The 16903-nt window shown below is 67.7% G+C and carries 23 protein-coding genes; 12 read left to right on the top strand and 11 right to left on the bottom strand.

What is annotated here, in order from left to right; genetic code table 11:
* Positions 1 to 91 precede the first annotated feature (91 nt).
* The 3 genes from N6C22_RS07825 (at position 92) to N6C22_RS07815 (ending at position 1861) form a co-directional block, all read left to right on the top strand.
* The gene (locus N6C22_RS07825; protein WP_261650539.1) at positions 92 to 364 is read left to right on the top strand and encodes a zinc ribbon domain-containing protein; all 273 of its coding nucleotides are present in this window, start codon (positions 92 to 94) and stop codon (positions 362 to 364) included.
* A gap of 43 nt (positions 365 to 407) precedes the next feature.
* Positions 408 to 860: a hypothetical protein gene (locus tag N6C22_RS07820; RefSeq protein WP_261650538.1), complete on the top strand. Its 453-nt coding sequence runs from the start codon at positions 408 to 410 to the stop codon at positions 858 to 860.
* 122 nt (positions 861 to 982) lie between these two features.
* Positions 983 to 1861, top strand: coding sequence for a hypothetical protein (locus tag N6C22_RS07815; protein ID WP_261650537.1), 879 nt, complete (start codon positions 983 to 985; stop codon positions 1859 to 1861).
* A gap of 23 nt (positions 1862 to 1884) precedes the next feature.
* On the opposite strand, the gene N6C22_RS07810 is transcribed toward N6C22_RS07815, so the two are convergent.
* Genes N6C22_RS07810 through dapA form a run of 6 tightly spaced genes read right to left on the bottom strand, consistent with a single transcriptional unit; the run spans position 1885 to position 7666 of the window.
* Positions 1885 to 2982 (bottom strand): M20 family metallopeptidase, encoded by a 1098-nt coding sequence (locus N6C22_RS07810; RefSeq protein WP_261650536.1) that lies wholly within the window; start codon positions 2980 to 2982, stop codon positions 1885 to 1887.
* Positions 2982 to 3875 carry a diaminopimelate epimerase gene (gene dapF, locus N6C22_RS07805; RefSeq protein WP_261650535.1) on the bottom strand — a complete coding sequence of 298 codons (894 nt, stop codon included), beginning with the start codon at positions 3873 to 3875 and terminating at the stop codon, positions 2982 to 2984. Before dapF ends, N6C22_RS07810 begins: the two co-directional genes overlap by 1 nt.
* Positions 3872 to 5152 carry a diaminopimelate decarboxylase gene (gene lysA, locus N6C22_RS07800; RefSeq protein ID WP_261650534.1) on the bottom strand — a complete coding sequence of 427 codons (1281 nt, stop codon included), beginning with the start codon at positions 5150 to 5152 and terminating at the stop codon, positions 3872 to 3874. Before lysA ends, dapF begins: the two co-directional genes overlap by 4 nt.
* A complete protein-coding gene (locus N6C22_RS07795; protein WP_261650533.1) occupies positions 5149 to 5976 on the bottom strand; it encodes a 2,3,4,5-tetrahydropyridine-2,6-dicarboxylate N-succinyltransferase in 828 nt (275 codons plus the stop codon). The genes lysA and N6C22_RS07795 overlap by 4 nt, the downstream gene beginning before the upstream one ends.
* Positions 5973 to 6749 (bottom strand): 4-hydroxy-tetrahydrodipicolinate reductase, encoded by a 777-nt coding sequence (gene dapB / locus N6C22_RS07790; RefSeq protein ID WP_369684433.1) that lies wholly within the window; start codon positions 6747 to 6749, stop codon positions 5973 to 5975. Before dapB ends, N6C22_RS07795 begins: the two co-directional genes overlap by 4 nt.
* On the bottom strand, positions 6746 to 7666 hold the full coding sequence (gene dapA / locus N6C22_RS07785; protein WP_261650531.1) for a 4-hydroxy-tetrahydrodipicolinate synthase: 921 nt from the start codon (positions 7664 to 7666) through the stop codon (positions 6746 to 6748). The genes dapB and dapA overlap by 4 nt, the downstream gene beginning before the upstream one ends.
* 331 nt (positions 7667 to 7997) lie before the next feature.
* Here dapA and N6C22_RS07780 point away from each other — a divergent pair, with 331 nt between their 5' ends.
* A complete protein-coding gene (locus N6C22_RS07780) occupies positions 7998 to 8828 on the top strand; it encodes a M48 family metallopeptidase (RefSeq protein ID WP_261650530.1) in 831 nt (276 codons plus the stop codon).
* An 80-nt stretch (positions 8829 to 8908) separates the two neighbouring features.
* Positions 8909 to 9406 (top strand): NYN domain-containing protein, encoded by a 498-nt coding sequence (locus N6C22_RS07775; protein WP_261650529.1) that lies wholly within the window; start codon positions 8909 to 8911, stop codon positions 9404 to 9406.
* An 89-nt stretch (positions 9407 to 9495) separates the two neighbouring features.
* Here N6C22_RS07775 and N6C22_RS07770 read toward each other — a convergent pair whose 3' ends face one another.
* The gene (locus N6C22_RS07770) at positions 9496 to 9672 is read right to left on the bottom strand and encodes a hypothetical protein (RefSeq protein WP_261650528.1); all 177 of its coding nucleotides are present in this window, start codon (positions 9670 to 9672) and stop codon (positions 9496 to 9498) included.
* A gap of 166 nt (positions 9673 to 9838) precedes the next feature.
* Between N6C22_RS07770 and N6C22_RS07765 the strand changes: the two genes are divergently transcribed.
* Positions 9839 to 10330 carry a PUA domain-containing protein gene (locus tag N6C22_RS07765; RefSeq protein ID WP_261650527.1) on the top strand — a complete coding sequence of 164 codons (492 nt, stop codon included), beginning with the start codon at positions 9839 to 9841 and terminating at the stop codon, positions 10328 to 10330.
* A 15-nt stretch (positions 10331 to 10345) separates the two neighbouring features.
* Here the strand turns inward: N6C22_RS07765 and N6C22_RS07760 are convergent, their stop codons facing one another.
* Positions 10346 to 11302, bottom strand: coding sequence for an NAD-dependent epimerase/dehydratase family protein (locus N6C22_RS07760; protein WP_261650526.1), 957 nt, complete (start codon positions 11300 to 11302; stop codon positions 10346 to 10348).
* A 134-nt stretch (positions 11303 to 11436) separates the two neighbouring features.
* Here N6C22_RS07760 and N6C22_RS07755 point away from each other — a divergent pair, with 134 nt between their 5' ends.
* From N6C22_RS07755 to N6C22_RS07740, 4 genes are all read left to right on the top strand, one after another.
* Positions 11437 to 11826 carry a nascent polypeptide-associated complex protein gene (locus tag N6C22_RS07755; RefSeq protein WP_261650525.1) on the top strand — a complete coding sequence of 130 codons (390 nt, stop codon included), beginning with the start codon at positions 11437 to 11439 and terminating at the stop codon, positions 11824 to 11826.
* Entirely contained in the window at positions 11823 to 12545 is a 723-nt protein-coding gene (locus tag N6C22_RS07750; RefSeq protein WP_261650524.1) for a tRNA (adenine-N1)-methyltransferase, read from the top strand. Before N6C22_RS07755 ends, N6C22_RS07750 begins: the two co-directional genes overlap by 4 nt.
* 97 nt (positions 12546 to 12642) lie before the next feature.
* Entirely contained in the window at positions 12643 to 12867 is a 225-nt protein-coding gene (locus N6C22_RS07745; protein ID WP_261650523.1) for a hypothetical protein, read from the top strand.
* The gene (locus N6C22_RS07740; protein WP_261650522.1) at positions 12864 to 13244 is read left to right on the top strand and encodes a hypothetical protein; all 381 of its coding nucleotides are present in this window, start codon (positions 12864 to 12866) and stop codon (positions 13242 to 13244) included. The genes N6C22_RS07745 and N6C22_RS07740 overlap by 4 nt, the downstream gene beginning before the upstream one ends.
* Positions 13245 to 13366: 122 nt before the next feature.
* Here the strand turns inward: N6C22_RS07740 and N6C22_RS07735 are convergent, their stop codons facing one another.
* Together N6C22_RS07735 and N6C22_RS07730 are read right to left on the bottom strand one after the other, a co-directional pair.
* Positions 13367 to 13546 carry a hypothetical protein gene (locus N6C22_RS07735; RefSeq protein WP_261650521.1) on the bottom strand — a complete coding sequence of 60 codons (180 nt, stop codon included), beginning with the start codon at positions 13544 to 13546 and terminating at the stop codon, positions 13367 to 13369.
* A gap of 156 nt (positions 13547 to 13702) precedes the next feature.
* Positions 13703 to 14335 (bottom strand): rubrerythrin family protein, encoded by a 633-nt coding sequence (locus N6C22_RS07730; protein WP_261650520.1) that lies wholly within the window; start codon positions 14333 to 14335, stop codon positions 13703 to 13705.
* 93 nt (positions 14336 to 14428) lie between these two features.
* Here N6C22_RS07730 and N6C22_RS07725 point away from each other — a divergent pair, with 93 nt between their 5' ends.
* Both N6C22_RS07725 and N6C22_RS07720 read left to right on the top strand, forming a co-directional pair.
* Positions 14429 to 15589 (top strand): MBL fold metallo-hydrolase, encoded by a 1161-nt coding sequence (locus N6C22_RS07725; protein WP_261650519.1) that lies wholly within the window; start codon positions 14429 to 14431, stop codon positions 15587 to 15589.
* Between the two features lie 60 nt (positions 15590 to 15649).
* Positions 15650 to 16477 carry an aminoglycoside N(3)-acetyltransferase gene (locus N6C22_RS07720; protein ID WP_261650518.1) on the top strand — a complete coding sequence of 276 codons (828 nt, stop codon included), beginning with the start codon at positions 15650 to 15652 and terminating at the stop codon, positions 16475 to 16477.
* 92 nt (positions 16478 to 16569) lie between these two features.
* Here N6C22_RS07720 and N6C22_RS07715 read toward each other — a convergent pair whose 3' ends face one another.
* On the bottom strand, positions 16570 to 16902 hold the full coding sequence (locus N6C22_RS07715; RefSeq protein ID WP_261650517.1) for a 2Fe-2S iron-sulfur cluster-binding protein: 333 nt from the start codon (positions 16900 to 16902) through the stop codon (positions 16570 to 16572).
* Position 16903: the final 1 nt, after the last annotated feature.

Genomic DNA, 16903 nt, shown 5'->3' with positions numbered 1-16903 from the left:
ACGTGCGTTTTCGGGTATCTGTGGGCCATTACCGACAATCAGAATCAGTTCCACCAACAAACACTTACCACTGACAGGAGAAGTCGCGGCCATGCCCCGCCCGCAGCAGTCCCCTACCTCCTCCCCAACCGATTGCCCAGGCGACGACGTTCGCGACCAGCCCGCCCCACAGGGGTGTCCGAAGTGCGACCGCGACTCGGTGACGACCGACGTGGTGTCGACGACCGGCTCCGGACTCGCGCGCCTGTTCGACATCAAGACCAGGCAGTTCCACGTCGTCACCTGCGAGCACTGCGGCTACTCGGAGTTCTACGACGACAGCCAGACCGCCGAGGCCGAGGTCGTCGACACCTTCCTCGACTGAGGCGAGGCGGGAACCGGATAGCCGTCGGGACCCTCTCTCTAGCGTGTACTCCGGGCCGACTGCAGCCGGTTCCAGACGCGGCATCGCCAGCACGTCGAGCCGTCGCTTCGCCCTCTTCTTCGTCGGCGTCCTCCTGCTGACGCTCGCCGCCGTCCTCACCATCGGCGCGATTCGCGTCGCGCTGGTGTACGAGGGGCCGGTCGAGGCCCCCGAGGCCCGCTGGAGCATCGACCGGACCGACCTCACCGCGGCCGACCGGGCGGCCCTCGACCGCGCCGTCGCGGGCGAGCGACTGGTCTACGAGAGTCCTGAGGCCGCGCCGGGCCCCGGCCGCGGGAAGCTGGCTGTCTACGACGACCGGGCCAACACCTGGCAGGTCTTCCGGCGGCGCGTCTACGTCGATTTCGGGACGACGTTCGGGATGGGCGCGGCGCTCTCGGCGGTGGCAGGGTTCGTGTGTCTACTCGTGCCCGTAGCCAGACAGTTGCGAGAGTGAGTGGTCGGTAACGCGACAGGAGGCCCCCGAACTCGACCCGCGAGGGATATCGAATCCCCAGGCTGAAACGCCGATTGTACCCTCACCAACGGTTAACACACTTCGTCAAAGATATTCAACAGATGTTCGATTCCAGTACGAGCAACCGCCGTGGCAGCACCTGGCTGGTCCTCGGAGTCCTGCTGGTACTCGGACCAGCACTCGTCTGGCTCGGTGTTGCCCCCGCCGCCGCAGGCGAGACCGACGAACACGTCTCGGTGTACCGGGCTACAAACGAATCGGTCGAGGATGTCGGGCCCATCCAGCGGTCCATCGGGAACGGGACGTTCGAACCCGCAGACAGAATCGTCGCCGGGGACACGCTCGTCGTCACCATCTCGTCCGACCGACTGACCGAGACGATGAACGAATCGAACGGGTCGGCGACCACCCGGTTCTTCGCGGCCCTCGACGGGGACGCCGAGTTCCGTATCGTCCAGACGAACCCCACCCCGCAGCGGAACCCCATACGCGCAATACTCGGGCCTGCGAACGTGACGGCGTACCAGGACAAGACGACCGTGTACGCGGTCGTGGACACCGGCGACCTGAACTTCGTCTACCACGAGGTGAACGAACCCGTGGAGATATACGGTGGTGAGCGGTTCGCCTTCCAGTTCGGCTACGGCCTCTCCGACGACTTGTCGCGGGAGACTACCCCGGATACCCCCGTCGTCGAGTTCGTCGACCCCGACGAGTTGACGACGACACAGACGACAACCCGCACGACCACGACCACGGCCGCCCGGCAGAAGGAGACCACGACCACGGCCGCGACGACCTCGGCCACGACCACCCGGCCGGGCACAACCACCCAGCCGGGCACTACCAGGCGCACGACCACCGCGACGGTGGGAACCGTCTCCGACGATGGGCCGATTCCCGGCTTCGGCCTCCTGGCCGGCGTCCTCGGGGCCACAGCGGCCGCGGCGCTCCGGGCTCGTCGAACCGAGCGTCGCTGAGAGAGACGGGACAGTTCTGCAGGTCAGGAAAGCAGGGTCGCGATGGCCTCGGTCACCGCGTCGGCCGCCTGCTCGACCTCGGCGATGCGGACGTACTCCTGGGGAGAGTGTGCGACAGCGCCGTCCTCGTCCGCGAGCACACCAGGCCCGAACACCACGGTCGGGGCCAGCTTCGCGAAGTAGGAGGCCTCGGTCGCGGCGGTGAAGTGCCGCGTCTTGGCGTCGGCTGCCGCGGTCAGCGCCTGCACTACCGCACTACCCTCGTCGGTGTCCCACGCCTCGAGGAAGGGTGTATCCCGTTCTGTGAGCGCGAACTCGACCCCGACCGCGGCTGGGACGGACTCGCGCAGGTGTTCAGAGAGCGCCGCGTGGAACCCATCTGCCGACTCCGGCGGGACGCTCCGGCGATCCACAACGATGCTCGTCTCGGCTGGAACCTGGTTGGTCGCGGTGCCGCCGTCGACCATCGTCGGCGTGAGCGTTGCCCCGCCGAGTTGTGGATGGACCGGCGGCGCATCGGGCCGGTCACCGAACGTCTCGATGGCGTCGATGACCTCCCGCACCGCACTGATGGCGTTGATTCCGGATTCGGGCTCGGCGGCGTGGGCGTTCTCCCCGGTGAGGGTGATTGTCCCCTGGAACCGGCCCTTCGCGGCGGTACAGACGTCCAGGTCGGTCGGTTCGCCGACGATGAAACAGTCCGGGTCGTCGAACTCCATGGCGGCTGCACCCGTCGAGAGCGTCTCCTCGTCGGGTGAAATGGCGAGTGTAACTCTCCCGGCACCATTGTCGGAATCCACGTCAGCAGCCAGAAAACCGGCCAGCAGCGCGGCGAGTGGCCCCTTCGCGTCGCAGGAGCCGCGGCCGCGGATGACGCCCGCCTCGTCGTCCCGTTCGTAGGGGACGTGTGGCGGGACAGTGTCGATGTGTGTATTCAAAACGACGTGGGGGCTGCCACTGCCCCGTGTCGCAATCGTGTTGCCCGCGTCGTCGACGTGGGCCTCGACGCCGTGGTCGGCCAGTGTGTCCACGAGGAACGTGCGCATCTCGGACACGTCCTCGTGCGACTGTATCTGGACCGCTGCGTCGAGGAATCCGACCGGGTCGAACTCGCCGACCATCAGTCGGCAGAGGGCGGCGTGATGGACGCTTCACCGTCGAACTCGTGTACTACCGGGCCGCGGAGTACCGCGGGGCCGTCGTCCGGCACCTCGACGGTGAGGTCGCCACCGGGCGGCGAGACGACGACCTCCTCGGCCTCGAGCTTGCCCAGGTACTTGCCGACCGCCGCGATGGCGACCGCCCCCGTGCCACAGGAGCGGGTCTCGCCCTCGACGCCGCGCTCGAAGGTGCGCTGGTCGTAGCCGCCGTCGGCGCGCTCGGAGGCGAACGTGACGTTCGCGCCCTCCGGGAACACGTCGTGGTGGCGGATGTCCGGGGCGTCTGCATCGAGGTCGATGGCGTCCACGTCCTCGACAAAGACGACGGCGTGGGGGACCCCCGTGTTGATGCCGGTGACCTCGTAGCCGGCGAGTTGCTCCTCGACGAGCGGCTCGTCCTGTGCGAGTGGGACGACCTCGGGCCGGAACGACGGCTCGCCCATCTCGATGGCGATGTCGTCGCCGACCTGTCGGGCGTGGCGGGTACCCGCCTGCGTGTCGATCATGACCTCGGGAGCACCGGTCTGCTCCATCGCCCACTCGGCGGCGACACGCGCGCCGTTCCCGCACATCTCCGCGGTGGAGCCGTCGGGCTGGACGAGCGTCATGACGACGCGTGGTGGGCGGTACTTGGCTTCCAGATGCAAGAAGAGGACGCCGTCCGCGCCGGTCGTTCCCATGTCGTTGCGCTGCACGCTGGTCTCGTCGGTTCCGGCGACGCCATCCTCGCGGTCGCAGTTCCGCGTCGCGAAGGCGAAGCGGTCGGGGACGTACTCGTCCGCGTCTACTACGATGAAGTCGTTGCCGGTGCCGTTGTACTTTCGATACTCGATGTTTCGCTGTGAGATGCTCATTCTGATACCTCCTGTCGCGTGATGTCCGCGATGGTTTCACGACGCCGTGCGAGCGACGCCGCCCCGTCCGCGATCGTGATGGTGGCTGGTCGCGGGCGGGAGTTGTAGTGGCTCGCCATCTCGTAGCCGTACGCGCCGGCGTTGCCGATGGCGAGGATGTCGTCTCGCTCCGGTGCAGGGAGCGGTCGATTCTGGCAGAACGCGTCCGAACTCTCGCAGATGGGGCCGACGACCGTCTGGTCGACGAGGTCTCCATCGCGGTCTTCCGCGTTCAGGTTCCGCATGGCGTGGTAGGCGTCGTACATCGCCGGGCGAAGCAGCGTCGTCATGCCCGCGTCGAGGCCGACCACGGTGGTGTCGGGCGCCTCCTTGACCGTGTTTATCGTCGTCAGCAGGACACCCGCGTCGGCGACGAGGTAGCGCCCCGGTTCGACCTGGAGCGTCGCGTCGATGTCGCCGACGGCCTCACGGGTGGCTTCGGCCACCGCGTCGAGGTCGAGAGGCTCCTCGTCCTCGTGGTACGGGACGCCGAAGCCGCCGCCCACGTCCACGAACTCGAGGTCGACCGGCGCGTCACGCGCGAGGTCGCCCATTCTGGCCACCAGCTCGCGGTGACTCGCGAGGTCCTCCTCGCCCGAGATGCCGGACCCGGCGTGGGCGTGGATGCCGACCACGTCGAAGCCGCGGTCGGCGGCCTCGGCGAGCAGGTCGGTCGCCTCGTCGTAGGGGACGCCGAACTTGGCGTCCGCGCCGGTCTGGACCTTCTCGTGGTGGCCCGCGCCGACGCCCGGGTTCACCCGCAGGCAGAGCCGGCCGTCGTACCCTCGCGCTTCGAGGCGGTCGAGGGTGTCGGCCGCGCCCACCGTGACCGTCAGGTCGGGGTAGTCCTGCCAGAGCCCCACGACCGTCATCAGGTCCTCGGCGGGCGGGTTGACCGCGGTGTACTGGATGCGGTCACCCGGGACGCCCGCGTCGAGTGCCCGTGCGACCTCGCCGGCGCTGGCACACTCGATGCCCGCGCCCTCGTCGTGCAGGGTTGCGAGACACCGGCCCAGCGTGTTCGCCTTCGCGGCGTAGAACACGTCGGATTGGGGGAACGCCGCGTCGAGCCGGCGGTAGTTCTCGCGCACCCGGTCGAGGTCGAGGACGTAGAGTGGGCTGCCGTACTCGGCGGCGAAGTCGCGCAGACCGGCGGCGTCCCAGTCCGCGAGCCTGCGGATACTGGCACCGCCATCCTGGGCCGCCACGTCGTCGGCCCGCGCGACCTCGCCGCTCATTCGCGCAGCACCTCCTCGCGCTGGGTCGCTTCCAGGGTTTCGGCCTCGAGGCCGGTCGCCACGACCGCGGGCTTGTACGCGCCGCCCGGGATGAGGTCGTGGTCGCCCAGCGAGGACTCGACGAAGCGCTGGAACGCCCGGCGCTCCGGCGGCAGCTCGCCGTAGTACACCTCCTCGTCCACGAGGTCGTAGACGGGGATGCGCGGCGTGAGCAGGGTGTTCTCGCCCACGACCGAGTTCTCGCCCACGACGAAGCCCGAGGTCACCCGGCAACCCGCGCCGAGCGAGACGCCGTCTTCGACGACCACGGGCGCGCCCTCGACCGGTTCGAGGACGCCGCCGATGAGCGTGTTCGCGCCGAGCTTGACGTTCTCACCGATCTGGGCACAGGAGCCGACCGTGTCACACGAGTCGACCAGCGTGCCGTCGCCGACGTAGGCCCCGATGTTCACGAAACTCGGGCTCATCATGATGCAGTCCGAGCCGATGTGGGCCCCGGCGCGGACGACGGTCCCGTCGGGCGTGTTGCGGCTACCGCGCTCGCCGAGGTCCGAGGTGTCCTGCAGGGGCAGAACGTCGTTGTAGACCACGCCGCCGTGTTCGTACTGCTGGATGTCGTTGAGCACGAAGCTGAGCAGGACGCCCTGCTTGACCCACGCGTTCGCCTCCCACTCGCCGCCGCGCTTCTCGGCGGCCCGGACCTCGCCCGCTTCGAGCGCGGCGAGCAGTTCGGCCAGCACGTCGTGCGCCTCGGGGTCGTCGGCGTCGAGTTCGTCTGTCTGATGTCGCTGCCACAGGTCGTCGATGTCGGATTGCAAGCTCATTCGTCGTCTCCCTCCAGAACGTCTGCAAAATCGTACCAGCCGGCGTCGCGGCCGGCCAGCCACTGGGCCGCGTCGAGTGCCCCCTCGGCGAAGACGCCGCGGGACTCGGCGCGGTGACTGAGTCGCAGTTCCTCGTGCCCGCCGGCGAGCCACACCTCGTGCATGCCGGTGACGTTCCCGGCTCGCAGCGCGTGGACGCCGACTTCGCCCTCGGACCGCGGGGCCTCACCCTCGCGGCCGTGGACGCGCTCTTCCTCGCCGCGGACGGACTCGACGTCGTCCAGCAGCGTGTTCGCGGTGCCCGATGGGGCGTCGCGCTTCCGGTTGTGATGCGCCTCGACGAGTTCGATGTCGTAGTCGTCGAGCGCCCCAGCAGCCTCACGGACGAGGCTCCGGAGTACCGCGATTCCCTTCGAGAAGTTCGCGGCGTGCAGGACGGGGACGGACTCGCTCGCGTCGTCGAGTGCCGCCTCCTGCTCGGCCGAGAGGCCGGTCGTCCCGGTGACCAGTGCGGTGCCCGATTCGGCACAGGCCGCAGCGTAGTCGACGGTGGCGTCGGGGACGGTGAAGTCCACGACCACGTCGATCTCGCGGTCTGCGAGGACGGCCTCGATGTCGTCGTCGGAGACGACCTCGACGCCGGCGACCGTGTCGTCGACGCCGGAGGCGGTGAAGCCGACGACGGTGGCGAACTCGGTCCGCTCCGCGACCGCTTCGAGTACCTCCTGTCCCATCGCGCCGGTCGCACCGGTGACACCGAGACGGACCATCAGTGCTCTACCTCCTGGGGTTCCTCGCGCACCATGTCCGAGTCGAGTTCCTCGAGAATCTCGGCGAGTGGCTCGACGTACTCATCCGAGAGCCGGGTCAGGGGCGAGCGCATGTGTGCCTCGCTGTAGCCCCGGATGCGCATCGCCTCCTTGACCGGAATCGGGTTCGTCTCCCAGAACAGGGCGCGGAACAGCGGCCCGAGTTCGTGGTGGAGCGCCTGTGCGCGTTCGTAGTCGCCGGCGAGCGCCGCCCCGACCATCGCGCAGGTGCGCTCGGGTTCGATGTTCGCGGACACCGAGATGGTGCCGGTCGCCCCCACGGAGATCATCGGGAGCGTGAGCGCGTCGTCCCCCGAGAGGACCGCGAAGTCCTCGTCGCGGGTGCGCTCCGTAATCTCCGTTATCTGCCCGAGGTCGCCCGAGGCGGCCTTGAAGCCCGCGATGTTCTCGTGGCTCGCGAGTTCGATCGCGGTGTCGGCCTCGATGTTCTGGCCGGTTCGCGAGGGGACGTTGTAGACGATCTGTGGCGCGTCCACCGCGTCCGCGATGGCCTCGTAGTGCTCGACGAAGCCGCGCTGTTCGGGCTTGTTGTAGTACGGCGAGATGAGCAACAGGGCGTCCGCGCCTGCCTCGACCGACCGCTGCGAGAGCGACAGCGCCTCGGCGGTGTTGTTCGACCCCGAGCCAGCGATGACCGGAATCTCCTCTGCCTCGTCGGCGACGGCCTCGACGACCTCGATGTGTTCGTCGTGGCTGAGCGTGGCCGATTCGCCGGTGGAGCCGACCGGGACGATACCGTCGACGCCGGCCGTTTCGAGGCGAGAGACGTTCTCTCGGAGGGTCTCGAAGTCGATGCTTCCGTCCTCGTGGAACGGTGTGGTGATGGCGGGATAGACGCCGCTGAAATCGATGTCTGTCATGTGGTGTGTAGTGTGTATCGTGGGAATTCGTCTGTCGCGCAGTTCAGGTCAGCCGAACGCACCCGGAACGGGGTCGCCACGCCCGCTTCGAGCACTCTACTGCGCGAATTTTTTCCCAAATGTAAAACGGAATGTGCCACTCTTCGTGGGACCTCGGGCCCGGACTGGAGTGGCGGCAGTCATCACTGCATACACTGTTCTTGCATACAATAACGTTTGTGCCGCTCGCAGATGTGTCCGCAACGACAGGGCTGTGCCATGGGTGAGAGACACACGCTAGGGAAGATAGTGAGGTGAGAAGTTTACAAGGCCTGACGAGCAAGGGGCGCCCATGCGACACACAGGGCTCAAGCTCAGGATGCTGTTCGTCGGAACCATCCTGTTCGGATTCTACGCGGCCATCGCCGGGGTCGCGCTGACGATGTTCGGGACGGGTGTCTGGCCGTTCGTGGCCCTCGGGACTATCCTGTTCGTCGGCTTCCAGTACAAGTTCGGCAAGTGGGCGGCGCTCCGGAGCGTCGGCGCTGAGGACATGCCAGAGCAGGAGTACGCCGAGATTCACCGGATGGTCGAGCGACTCTCGGACGACATGGGCATCGAGAAACCGAAACTCAAGTACGCCCGCATGGGCGTGCCGAACGCGTTCGCGACCGGCCGGCGCGGTGCCGGCGTCGTCGTCGTGAGCGTCGAACTCATGCAGATACTCTCCCGTGACGAGCTCGAGGGCGTCATCGCGCACGAACTCGCACACATCCGCAACCGTGACGTGGTGACGATGGTGCTCGGCCAGTCCATCGCCGCCCTCGTCGGCATCGCCGTCCAGTGGGGGGTCATCCTCGCGGGCGACAACGACTTCGCCGACTTCATCCTCGGCTGGATCGCCGGCATGATCTCCCAGATGCTCGTGATGGTGTTCGTCCTCGCCATCTCCCGGTACCGGGAGTACGTCGCGGACGCCGACGCGCGCGAACACGTTGGTAGCGGCGAACCGCTCGCCCGCGCCCTGGAGAAGATCCAGGGTGCCAGCGAGCGCGTCGACGAGAGCCGCATCGACGACAGCACGGCCGCGCTCTGTATCTTCGACAGCGACAAGGGTCTCCTGCGAACCCTCTTTGCGACCCACCCGCCCGTCGAGAAGCGCATCGAGCGCCTCCGGAACTGACGACGACGACTCGGATCGCGGCGGCCGCCGGGCGCGGGCGGGCATAAAGGGCTTTCACCCCCCGTCTGCACGTTTCGACTATGACCGAGATACATCCGGGCCAGCGTGTCGCCATGCTCGTCGACGCGCAGAACCTCTATCACACGGCCCAGAGCATCTACACCCGCAACATCGATTACTCCTCGTTACTGGAGAAGGGCATCCAGGACCGAACCCTGACCCGCGCCATCGCGTACGTCATCCGCGCCGATTCGCCCGACGAGGAGAGTTTCTTCGAGGCGCTGGCGGACATCGGCTTCGAGCCGAAGATAAAGGACATCAAGACGTTCGCGGACGGCTCGAAGAAGGCCGACTGGGACCTCGGGATGGCGCTCGACGCGGTGACGCTGGCGAGCCACAACGACACCATCATCCTCTGTTCCGGTGATGGCGACTTCGCGCGACTCTGCTCGCACCTCCGGCACGAGGGCGTGCGCGTCGAGGTGATGGGCTTCGAATCCTCGACCGCGGACGAACTCGTCGAGGCATCGGACGCGTTCATCGACCTCTCCGAGCGCCCGGACACCTTCTTGCTGTAGCCGGGCGACCGGCGTTCGTCGCCGCGAGACGCCCGAGACAGCGGTCGCTACGGACTGTGAGAACCAAACAGGGAGAGAAAGAATCCGGCTTAGACCGGGCGGCCGCCTTCCGACGTGCCGACCAGCAGCGCACCGGCCGCCATCGCGAGCGACGCCGCACCGCCTGCCACGATCGGGATGTTCGCGCCGGGTGTCCCGAGGTACAGCAGCAGGGCCGAGCTGATGAACAGCAGGACCGCGCCGAGGAGTATCTTTGTTGAATTCATCGTGTCAGTATTCTCGTGTTGCAACAGAATATAACTTTCGCCACCGAACGGTGCGAGAATAATGGTACCGCATGCCAAGGTGCGTGGTGTCTTGTCTCATGCAAAACCGTGTTGGTCTCACGGGCGCTCCGACACGCTTTCACCGACCGGTCTCGAACCCCGGAGCATGACTCACCCTGACGCCTTCGACGACGCACCCGAGTTGCGGGTGCTCGCCGACTACCAGTTCGGTCGTGGCGCGGGCGCGGCACTGTTCCCCCCGACGGCAGACCTCGTCGTGAAACGAACCTCCTCGGGCCGGCCCGAACAGATACTGGCCGACGCCGGCAGACTGGTCAGTCACGGGACCGACGGTCGGTTCACGCTCGGTATCGAGGGCGGCCGGCAGCTCCACGAGGCACTCGACGAACCCACCGGTCGCGTCGTCGTCGGCGACGACAGCGAGCCGTTCGTCCGCGACGGCAAGAACGTGTTCGCGAAGTTCGTCCAGGACGCCGACCCGGACATCAGGCCCGGTGACGAGGTGCTGGTCGTCCACTACGAGGGGCACCTCCTCGCCGTGGGACGGGCAGAACTCGCCGCCGACGCGATGCGGGACTTCGACTCCGGGATGGCCGTCAACGTCCGCGACGGTGCAGGCGACGCAGAAGCCCAGTAGCGTCGCCCTCCCGCCCTATTCTGCCGCCGGCGGTGGCTGGACGACGGCCTGCCGCCCGCCGTCGCGGTACCACTCGACCGTGCGCTCGATGCCGTCCTCGAGCGGCGTCGCCACGTCACCGAACGTCGAGACGTACTTGCGGTCGTCGACCAGGTGCGGTTCGTCGTAGCAGTACCACAGTTCACGGAGCCGCCGGTAGCGCTTCGAGAACGGCGCGGCGAGCAGCGCGAACCAGCCGGGGACCCGCCGGAGGTCGGGCTGTACGTCGGCCGCGGCCGCGACCAGTTCGACGAACTCCCGCGGTGTCACAGCGGTCGGCGTCGGCGCGTGCCACACCTCTCCGTGGGTGACGGGTTGCTGGGCGAGTGCGACGAGCGCCCGTGCCGCGTCCTCGACGTAGGTCACGGCGTGCGTCGCGTCCGGGTCGCCCAGGACGAGCGCGGCCTTCCCGTCTAGCAACCGGCCGAATATCGGCTGGCCATAGGGTGAGTCGCGCACGCCCGGGCCGTACAGGTCGCTCGTCCGGAGGACGACCGCCCGAATCCGCCCGGCCGCGTGGGCGGCCAGCAGGGTCTCGCTCGCGTCGGCCCGGGCGCGCCCCCAGCGCCCGGGTGCGGTCGGTTGCATCTCCTCGTGGTAGGGTTCGTCCGCCGGGCCGTACGCCGCGACCGTGTCGCCGTACGCGACGGTCGCGCCAGCCGCCGCAGCGCCCTCGATGACGGCGCTCGCGACGTCCATGACCCTGCGCGCGCCCCGACAGCGCTCCGGATTCGTGCATAGAAAGACCGTGTCCGCGTCCGAGAGGATGCGTTTCGCCTCCTCGGGGTCGCAGATATCCGCCGCCGTGACCGCGACGCCCTCCGGTGTCTCCCCCTCCCCAGTGCTGTTCACTGCCCTGACCAGCCGTCCCTGCGCCGTGAGCTGGCGCACGACGGCCGACCCGAGCGAGCCGGTACCGATGACCACGTCCATACCCCACGTACGCGCTCAACTGGGATGAACCACTCCGTGGGCCTTCCCAGCCCTCGTGTCGTAACCGGACAGGTACGACGTTCGTCATCGGGAAGTTCGTCATCCTTTTGCCGGTACACCGCGACGCTCCGGGTATGTTTGGAGGAGGTGGCGGGATGAACCCGCGCAAGATGAAGCAGATGATGAAGCAGATGGGTATCGACGTCGAGGAGGTCGACGCCGAAGAGGTCATCATCCGGACCGAGGAGTTCGACCTCGTCTTCGAGGACGCCCAGGTGACCAAGATGGACGCTCGCGGCCAGGAGACCTACCAGGTCGTCGGGACACCCGAGGAGCGCGAGCGTGGCGCAGCAGGTGCCGTCGAAGCGACCGACGACGACGACGCTGCCGACGCCGGCTCGGCCATCCCGGACTCCGACGTCGAACTCGTGGTCACCCGGACCGGTGCCAGCGAGGAAGACGCACGCAAGGCGCTCGAAGACAACGACGGTGACCTCGCGGCCGCCGTCAGCCAGCTAGAGTGAGCGTCCTACTCGTCCACGACGACCGAGAGTACCTCGTTCCGCCCGGCGACGAACTCCAGACCGACCTCGGCGTCCTGCAGGTCCCCGACGACGTCGAGCCCGGTGCCGTCCTGGAGACCCATCTCGGCGAGGCGTTCCACGTCCGGCCGCTCCGTGGCCCCGACCTTTTCAACCACTTCGAGCGCACCGGCGCGCCGATGATGCCCCGCGACATCGGCATCATCATGGGCGAGACCGGCATCTCGGGCGGCGACCGCGTCCTCGACGCGGGGACCGGCACCGGCGTCCTGTCGGCGTACATGGCCCGCGCTGGCGCGGACGTGACGACGTTCGAGCAGAAAGCGGAGTTCGCCGACGTGGCTCGCGAGAACATGCGTCTGGCCGGTATCGACGACCGCGTCGACGTGCGCACCGGCGACGTGACCGAGCACCTCGACGAGCTCGGCGAGTTCGACGTGGTCACCCTCGACACCATCGATGCGGCCGAGGTCGTGAGCCAGGTCCCCGAGTTGCTCGTCCGCGGCGGGTTCGTCTCGGTGTACTCCCCGTTCGTCGAGCAGACGCGAGACGCAGTCGAGGCCGCCCGCGAGGTCGGGCTCTCGAACGTGACGAGCTACGAGACCATCCAGCGCAAGATGGACTTCGACGACCGCGGCTCGCGCCCGAGCACCCGCGGCGTCGGTCACACCGGCTACCTGACGTTCGCCCGGAACGACTGAGACGGCGGTCACCGGGTACGCTTCTAGTGGTTTCTTCAGCAGCACGATACGAACTGTCGACACGCGCATATTTCTCGTTGCCCGTCCTATGGGGGGCATGGCTGAAGCACAGCAGAAACCCACGAAACAGGAGATAGCCGAGACGACCACCTGGCCCGAGCTGGCCATCGGCCTGTACGACCGGCTCACCGGACGCGGTGCCGCCATCGTCTACGAGTTCGAGGACATGACGGTCCAGGTCCCGAGCAAGGCTGGCAAGGGTGCGAAGCACGCCGAGTGGCACATCGACGGGAAGCTCACCATCACCACGATGGAGCAGTGAGCGGCGTCGAATCGGTGACCGACGTGAAGTCCCCGATCGGGACGCCCCTGACCGTCGATGCTGACCTGCGACTGCGCCTCGGCGACACCGACGTGCTCGTCAAAGGGTACGGCAACACGGTCGTCGTCCAGGCACCGAGCCTGCGCGCGGCCAGACAGCTCCGGCGAGCCGCCAGTCAGTGGCCGGTCAGACGGCTGCTGGACGCGCTCGCGTTCTCCGGCGTCGCACTCGACGTGCGCGTCGGCGACGTGAGCGTCGGCGGGTTCGACCGCGACCACAGCGGGGGCGTGCTCTCGCGCGTCGTCGGCACCGGCCCAGTGTCGGTGTACCCGGAAGGGGTGGTGCTCGCCGCCCTCCGCCGTGGCAAGGCGGCCTGAGCAGCACAGCTCGACGAACACGAGCGCGTTCCCTCGCGAGCCCACCCACCAATCGGCGAGAACGAGCCGTGCCCGAAACCGGTGGCCCGCCGAGCCGTGTCCCCTCGAAGTGCCCCAGTCGATTACTCTCCGTCGGGTTGGTTTGCGATCTGGACGATCTGTACCTCCAGGTTCCGCTCGTCGTCGTCCCGGAGTGTGTAGCCCCCTTCGAGGTCGAGACCGGTCGCTTCGAACTCGCGAATGAGTGTCTCTAGCTCCTGTGCGAATCCATCCCTGGTCGATGAAATTGAATCTGACTTCATGTGGCTGCCCGTGAAGGTAGGGCTGATTAACTAAGGAATTTATTTAGTTCTTCTTGTTTGAGGCGCTCTGACACAGATTCTGCTTGATATTTCAAAGAGTGAAACGCACCGAGGGGCCGCACGCGGGACAGAACAGCTCGCTCAACAGATGCTCGCTCAACAGATCGGTTTCGGGTCCACACCCAGCTCCGACAGCGAGTCGGCGTAGTCGTCGTAGGCGACCTGGACCACGTACTCGGCGACCATCTGCGCGCGCTCCCAGTCCTCGTCGTCCTCGCAGCACTCCTCCAGCAGGTCCAGTCCCTTCTGCAGCGACGCTTCGGTCTCGCTCCGGAGTTCGCGGAACAGGTTCGCGCCCGGCTCGTCCGCCTCGTTGATGTAGAAGCTGATTATCTGCATGTGCGTCTTCAGACTGACCAGCCCACGGCCGACGAGCCCGGCCGCCGCACGCTCGACCATGTCCTCGCGCTGGCGGAGGTAGCTGTGCATCGGGCCGACGCTGTCGGGTTCGACGGGTTCGCCGAGGCGTTCGACGACGCGCTCGTAGTGCTCGTCTTCCTGAGTGGCCACGTCCTCGAACACCTCGCGGGCGGTCTCGCTTTCCTCGCTCTCGGCCCACGACTGAAACGTCTCGCGGGCGAGGTACTCGGAGAGGGCGGCGGCCCGGAGGATGGTCTCCTCCTCCAGGCTCGCGTCGGTGAGCGCGATGAGGAGTTTGTTGGAGCCGAGGCGGTCGAGCTCTGTCTGTTTCGCCGATTCGACGGCCTCGTGGAAGGCGGCTGGGTCCATGTCGGAAAGTCGACGCCAGCCGGCTTCAACCTTGGCCTGTCCGCCATCCACCCGGTGTCGGTGTTTAAGGGCAAAACGCCCGTACCCTCGTGCATGAGCGTTCAACCCGAGTCTGGCGAGTCTGTCCCGTCGGTCTCGCCGGCCGACCTCCACGAGCTGGTGGCGGCCGGTGAGCCCGTCACCGTTCTCGACGTGCGCGACCGCGACGAGTTCGAGGCATGGCACGTCGACGGTCCAGCGGTCACCGCGCGGCAGGTTCCACACGTGAAGTTCATCCAGGCGGAGGTCACGGGCAACGCGGCCGACCTCGTCGAGGACCTGCCCGAGCCCATCGTCGTGGTCTGTGGCGAGGGTGAGGCCAGCGCGCACGCCGCGGGCTTGCTCACCAGCGCCGGCCTCGACGCGCGCAACCTCGCCGGCGGCATGGAGGCGTGGGCCGAGCTCCTCGTCGCACGGGAACTCGCCGACGTGCCGGGGACCGTCGTTCAGTACGACCGTCCGTCCAGTGGCTGCCTGAGCTATCTCGTCGTCTCGGGCGACGAGGCCGCGGTCATCGACCCGCTTCGGGCGTTCGCCGACCGGTACGTCGCCGACGCGTCCGACTACGGCGCGGACCTGACGTACGCCATCGACACCCACGTCCACGCCGACCACGTCTCCGGCGTTCGGGCAGTGGCCGAGTTGAGCGACGCGACGCCGGTCCTGCCGGAACTCGCCAGAGAGCGCGGCCTCGCCTTCGACGCGCGCCCACTCGCCGACGGGGAGACGCTCGACCTCGGGAAGGAGCGGCTCACCGCGGTCGCGACCCCCGGCCACACGAGCGAGATGACCGCCATCGAGTACGACGGCCTGCTGTTCACCGGTGACGGGCTGTTCCTCGAGAGCGTCGCGCGCCCGGACCTCGAGGACGGCGACGAGGGCGCGCCCGAGGCGGCACGCGAGCTGTACCACTCGCTGCAGGAGACGGTCCTGCCCTATCCCGACAGCGTCCGCATCGCCCCGGCCCACTACAGCGAGGCGGCCGAGCAGGCCGAGGACGGGACCTACACCGCGACCGTGGGCGACCTCGAAGGTCGGCTCGACGCCCTGCGCATGCGCGAGGACGAGTTCGTCGAGTACGTCCTCGCCGACATGCCGCCGCGTCCGAACAACTACGAGCGCATCATCGAGACGAACCTCGGCCGCGAGGACCTGGACGACGCGGAGGCGTTCGAGATAGAACTCGGGCCGAACAACTGCGCAGCGACGCGATAGGCAACACCTGACAGGCACGCAGAAGACTCATTATCCCACCGCCTGAGGCGTGACACAGCGATGACAGACACCCTCCCCGAAGACCGCTCCGACGAACCGATAACGGTCGAGCGAATCGCGAGCGACCTGCGCGACCTCGGCCTCGCGGCCGGTGACACCGTCCTCGTCCACTCCTCGCTCTCGTCGCTCGGGTGGGTGTGTGGCGGGCCTGTCGCGGTCGTCGATGCCCTCCAGCGGGTGGTCACCGAAGCAGGGACGCTGGTGATGCCCGCCCACACCGGCGACTACTCCGACCCCGGTTCCTGGCGGAACCCGCCGGTCCCCGACGAGTGGGAACAGGAGATACGCGACACGATGCCCGCCTATCGACCCGAGGTCACACCGTGTACCCGGCTCGGGGCCGTCCCCGACACCTTCCGGTCGTACCCCGACGTGGTCCGGAGCCGCCACCCCGTCGTCTCCTTCGCGGCGTGGGGAGCCGACGCCGAGGCCATCACGGCGGACCACAGCTACGACGAACCGCTCGGCGAGCAGTCACCCCTCGCACGCCTGTACGAGCGCGACGCGACGGTCCTCATGCTCGGCACCGACCACGGCACCAACACCTCGCTCCACCTCGCGGAGTACCGCAACGGGCTCGACAAGCAGTTAGAACCGGACGGTGCACCCGTCATCCAGGACGGCGAGCGCGTCTGGCTGCGCTTCGTCGACATCGAACTCGACACCGATGATTTCCCCGACGCCGGCGAGGCGTTCGAGGCGGCCCACCCGGACGCGGTCACCGTCGGACAGGTCGGCGAAGCGACCGCGCGGCTGCTCGACCAGCCCGAACTGGTCGATTTCGCGGCCGAGTGGTTCACGGAGAACAGGCCAGAGAGCCTGGAGTAGAGAGACCGGTCGTACTGTCTATTGGAGATCGGTACCGCTGGGTCGCCACCACGTTCCGGTGAACCAGCGGGAATCAGCTACAAGAAACAGTCTCAGTCGTCGTCCGCCGTCGCCGTCTCGGAGAGGGCTTCCGCGTCGGCCTCGATGCTCGGCGGGTACTTCCCGCGGTCGAGTTTGAGGTCCGAGGCGGGGCGGGCCATGCAGGTCAGCGCGTAGTTCTCGCGCTCCTCGTCGGTGAGGCCGTGTGCCGCGGGCTGGGTCACCTCGCCCTCGACGATCTCGGCCGAGCACGCCAGGCACATCCCGACCCGGCAGGAGTACTCCTGGGCGATGCCCTCCTCGATGCATCGTCGCAGGATGGTCTGCTTGTCGGAGACGGTGATGGTCTCGCCCGTCCCGACGAATTCGACGGTGTAGTCGGTCATA

It is taken from the genome of Haloarchaeobius sp. HME9146 (genome assembly GCF_025399835.1).
GTDB lineage: Archaea > Halobacteriota > Halobacteria > Halobacteriales > Natrialbaceae > Haloarchaeobius.
Note: the sequence above shows the minus strand (reverse complement) of the source record. Positions and strands in the feature narration are given on the sequence as shown.

What these genes read in the sequence shown, in the direction of transcription:
- N6C22_RS07755 (WP_261650525.1), top strand. Translation starts at nt 11,437, where the DNA reads ATGTTTGGAGGAGGTGGCGGGATGAACCCGCGCAAGATGAAGCAGATG.
- N6C22_RS07825 (WP_261650539.1), top strand. Translation starts at nt 92, where the DNA reads ATGCCCCGCCCGCAGCAGTCCCCTACCTCCTCCCCAACCGATTGCCCA.
- N6C22_RS07815 (WP_261650537.1), top strand. Translation starts at nt 983, where the DNA reads ATGTTCGATTCCAGTACGAGCAACCGCCGTGGCAGCACCTGGCTGGTC.
- N6C22_RS07775 (WP_261650529.1), top strand. Translation starts at nt 8,909, where the DNA reads ATGACCGAGATACATCCGGGCCAGCGTGTCGCCATGCTCGTCGACGCG.
- N6C22_RS07745 (WP_261650523.1), top strand. Translation starts at nt 12,643, where the DNA reads ATGGCTGAAGCACAGCAGAAACCCACGAAACAGGAGATAGCCGAGACG.
- N6C22_RS07770 (WP_261650528.1), bottom strand. Translation starts at nt 9,672, where the DNA reads ATGAATTCAACAAAGATACTCCTCGGCGCGGTCCTGCTGTTCATCAGC.
- N6C22_RS07795 (WP_261650533.1), bottom strand. Translation starts at nt 5,976, where the DNA reads ATGAGCTTGCAATCCGACATCGACGACCTGTGGCAGCGACATCAGACA.
- N6C22_RS07720 (WP_261650518.1), top strand. Translation starts at nt 15,650, where the DNA reads ATGACAGACACCCTCCCCGAAGACCGCTCCGACGAACCGATAACGGTC.
- lysA (WP_261650534.1), bottom strand. Translation starts at nt 5,152, where the DNA reads ATGAGCGGCGAGGTCGCGCGGGCCGACGACGTGGCGGCCCAGGATGGC.
- N6C22_RS07735 (WP_261650521.1), bottom strand. Translation starts at nt 13,546, where the DNA reads ATGAAGTCAGATTCAATTTCATCGACCAGGGATGGATTCGCACAGGAG.
- N6C22_RS07780 (WP_261650530.1), top strand. Translation starts at nt 7,998, where the DNA reads ATGCGACACACAGGGCTCAAGCTCAGGATGCTGTTCGTCGGAACCATC.
- N6C22_RS07765 (WP_261650527.1), top strand. Translation starts at nt 9,839, where the DNA reads ATGACTCACCCTGACGCCTTCGACGACGCACCCGAGTTGCGGGTGCTC.
- dapF (WP_261650535.1), bottom strand. Translation starts at nt 3,875, where the DNA reads ATGAGCATCTCACAGCGAAACATCGAGTATCGAAAGTACAACGGCACC.
- N6C22_RS07725 (WP_261650519.1), top strand. Translation starts at nt 14,429, where the DNA reads ATGAGCGTTCAACCCGAGTCTGGCGAGTCTGTCCCGTCGGTCTCGCCG.
- N6C22_RS07730 (WP_261650520.1), bottom strand. Translation starts at nt 14,335, where the DNA reads ATGGACCCAGCCGCCTTCCACGAGGCCGTCGAATCGGCGAAACAGACA.
- N6C22_RS07810 (WP_261650536.1), bottom strand. Translation starts at nt 2,982, where the DNA reads ATGGTCGGCGAGTTCGACCCGGTCGGATTCCTCGACGCAGCGGTCCAG.
- N6C22_RS07715 (WP_261650517.1), bottom strand. Translation starts at nt 16,902, where the DNA reads ATGACCGACTACACCGTCGAATTCGTCGGGACGGGCGAGACCATCACC.
- dapA (WP_261650531.1), bottom strand. Translation starts at nt 7,666, where the DNA reads ATGACAGACATCGATTTCAGCGGCGTCTATCCCGCCATCACCACACCG.
- N6C22_RS07760 (WP_261650526.1), bottom strand. Translation starts at nt 11,302, where the DNA reads ATGGACGTGGTCATCGGTACCGGCTCGCTCGGGTCGGCCGTCGTGCGC.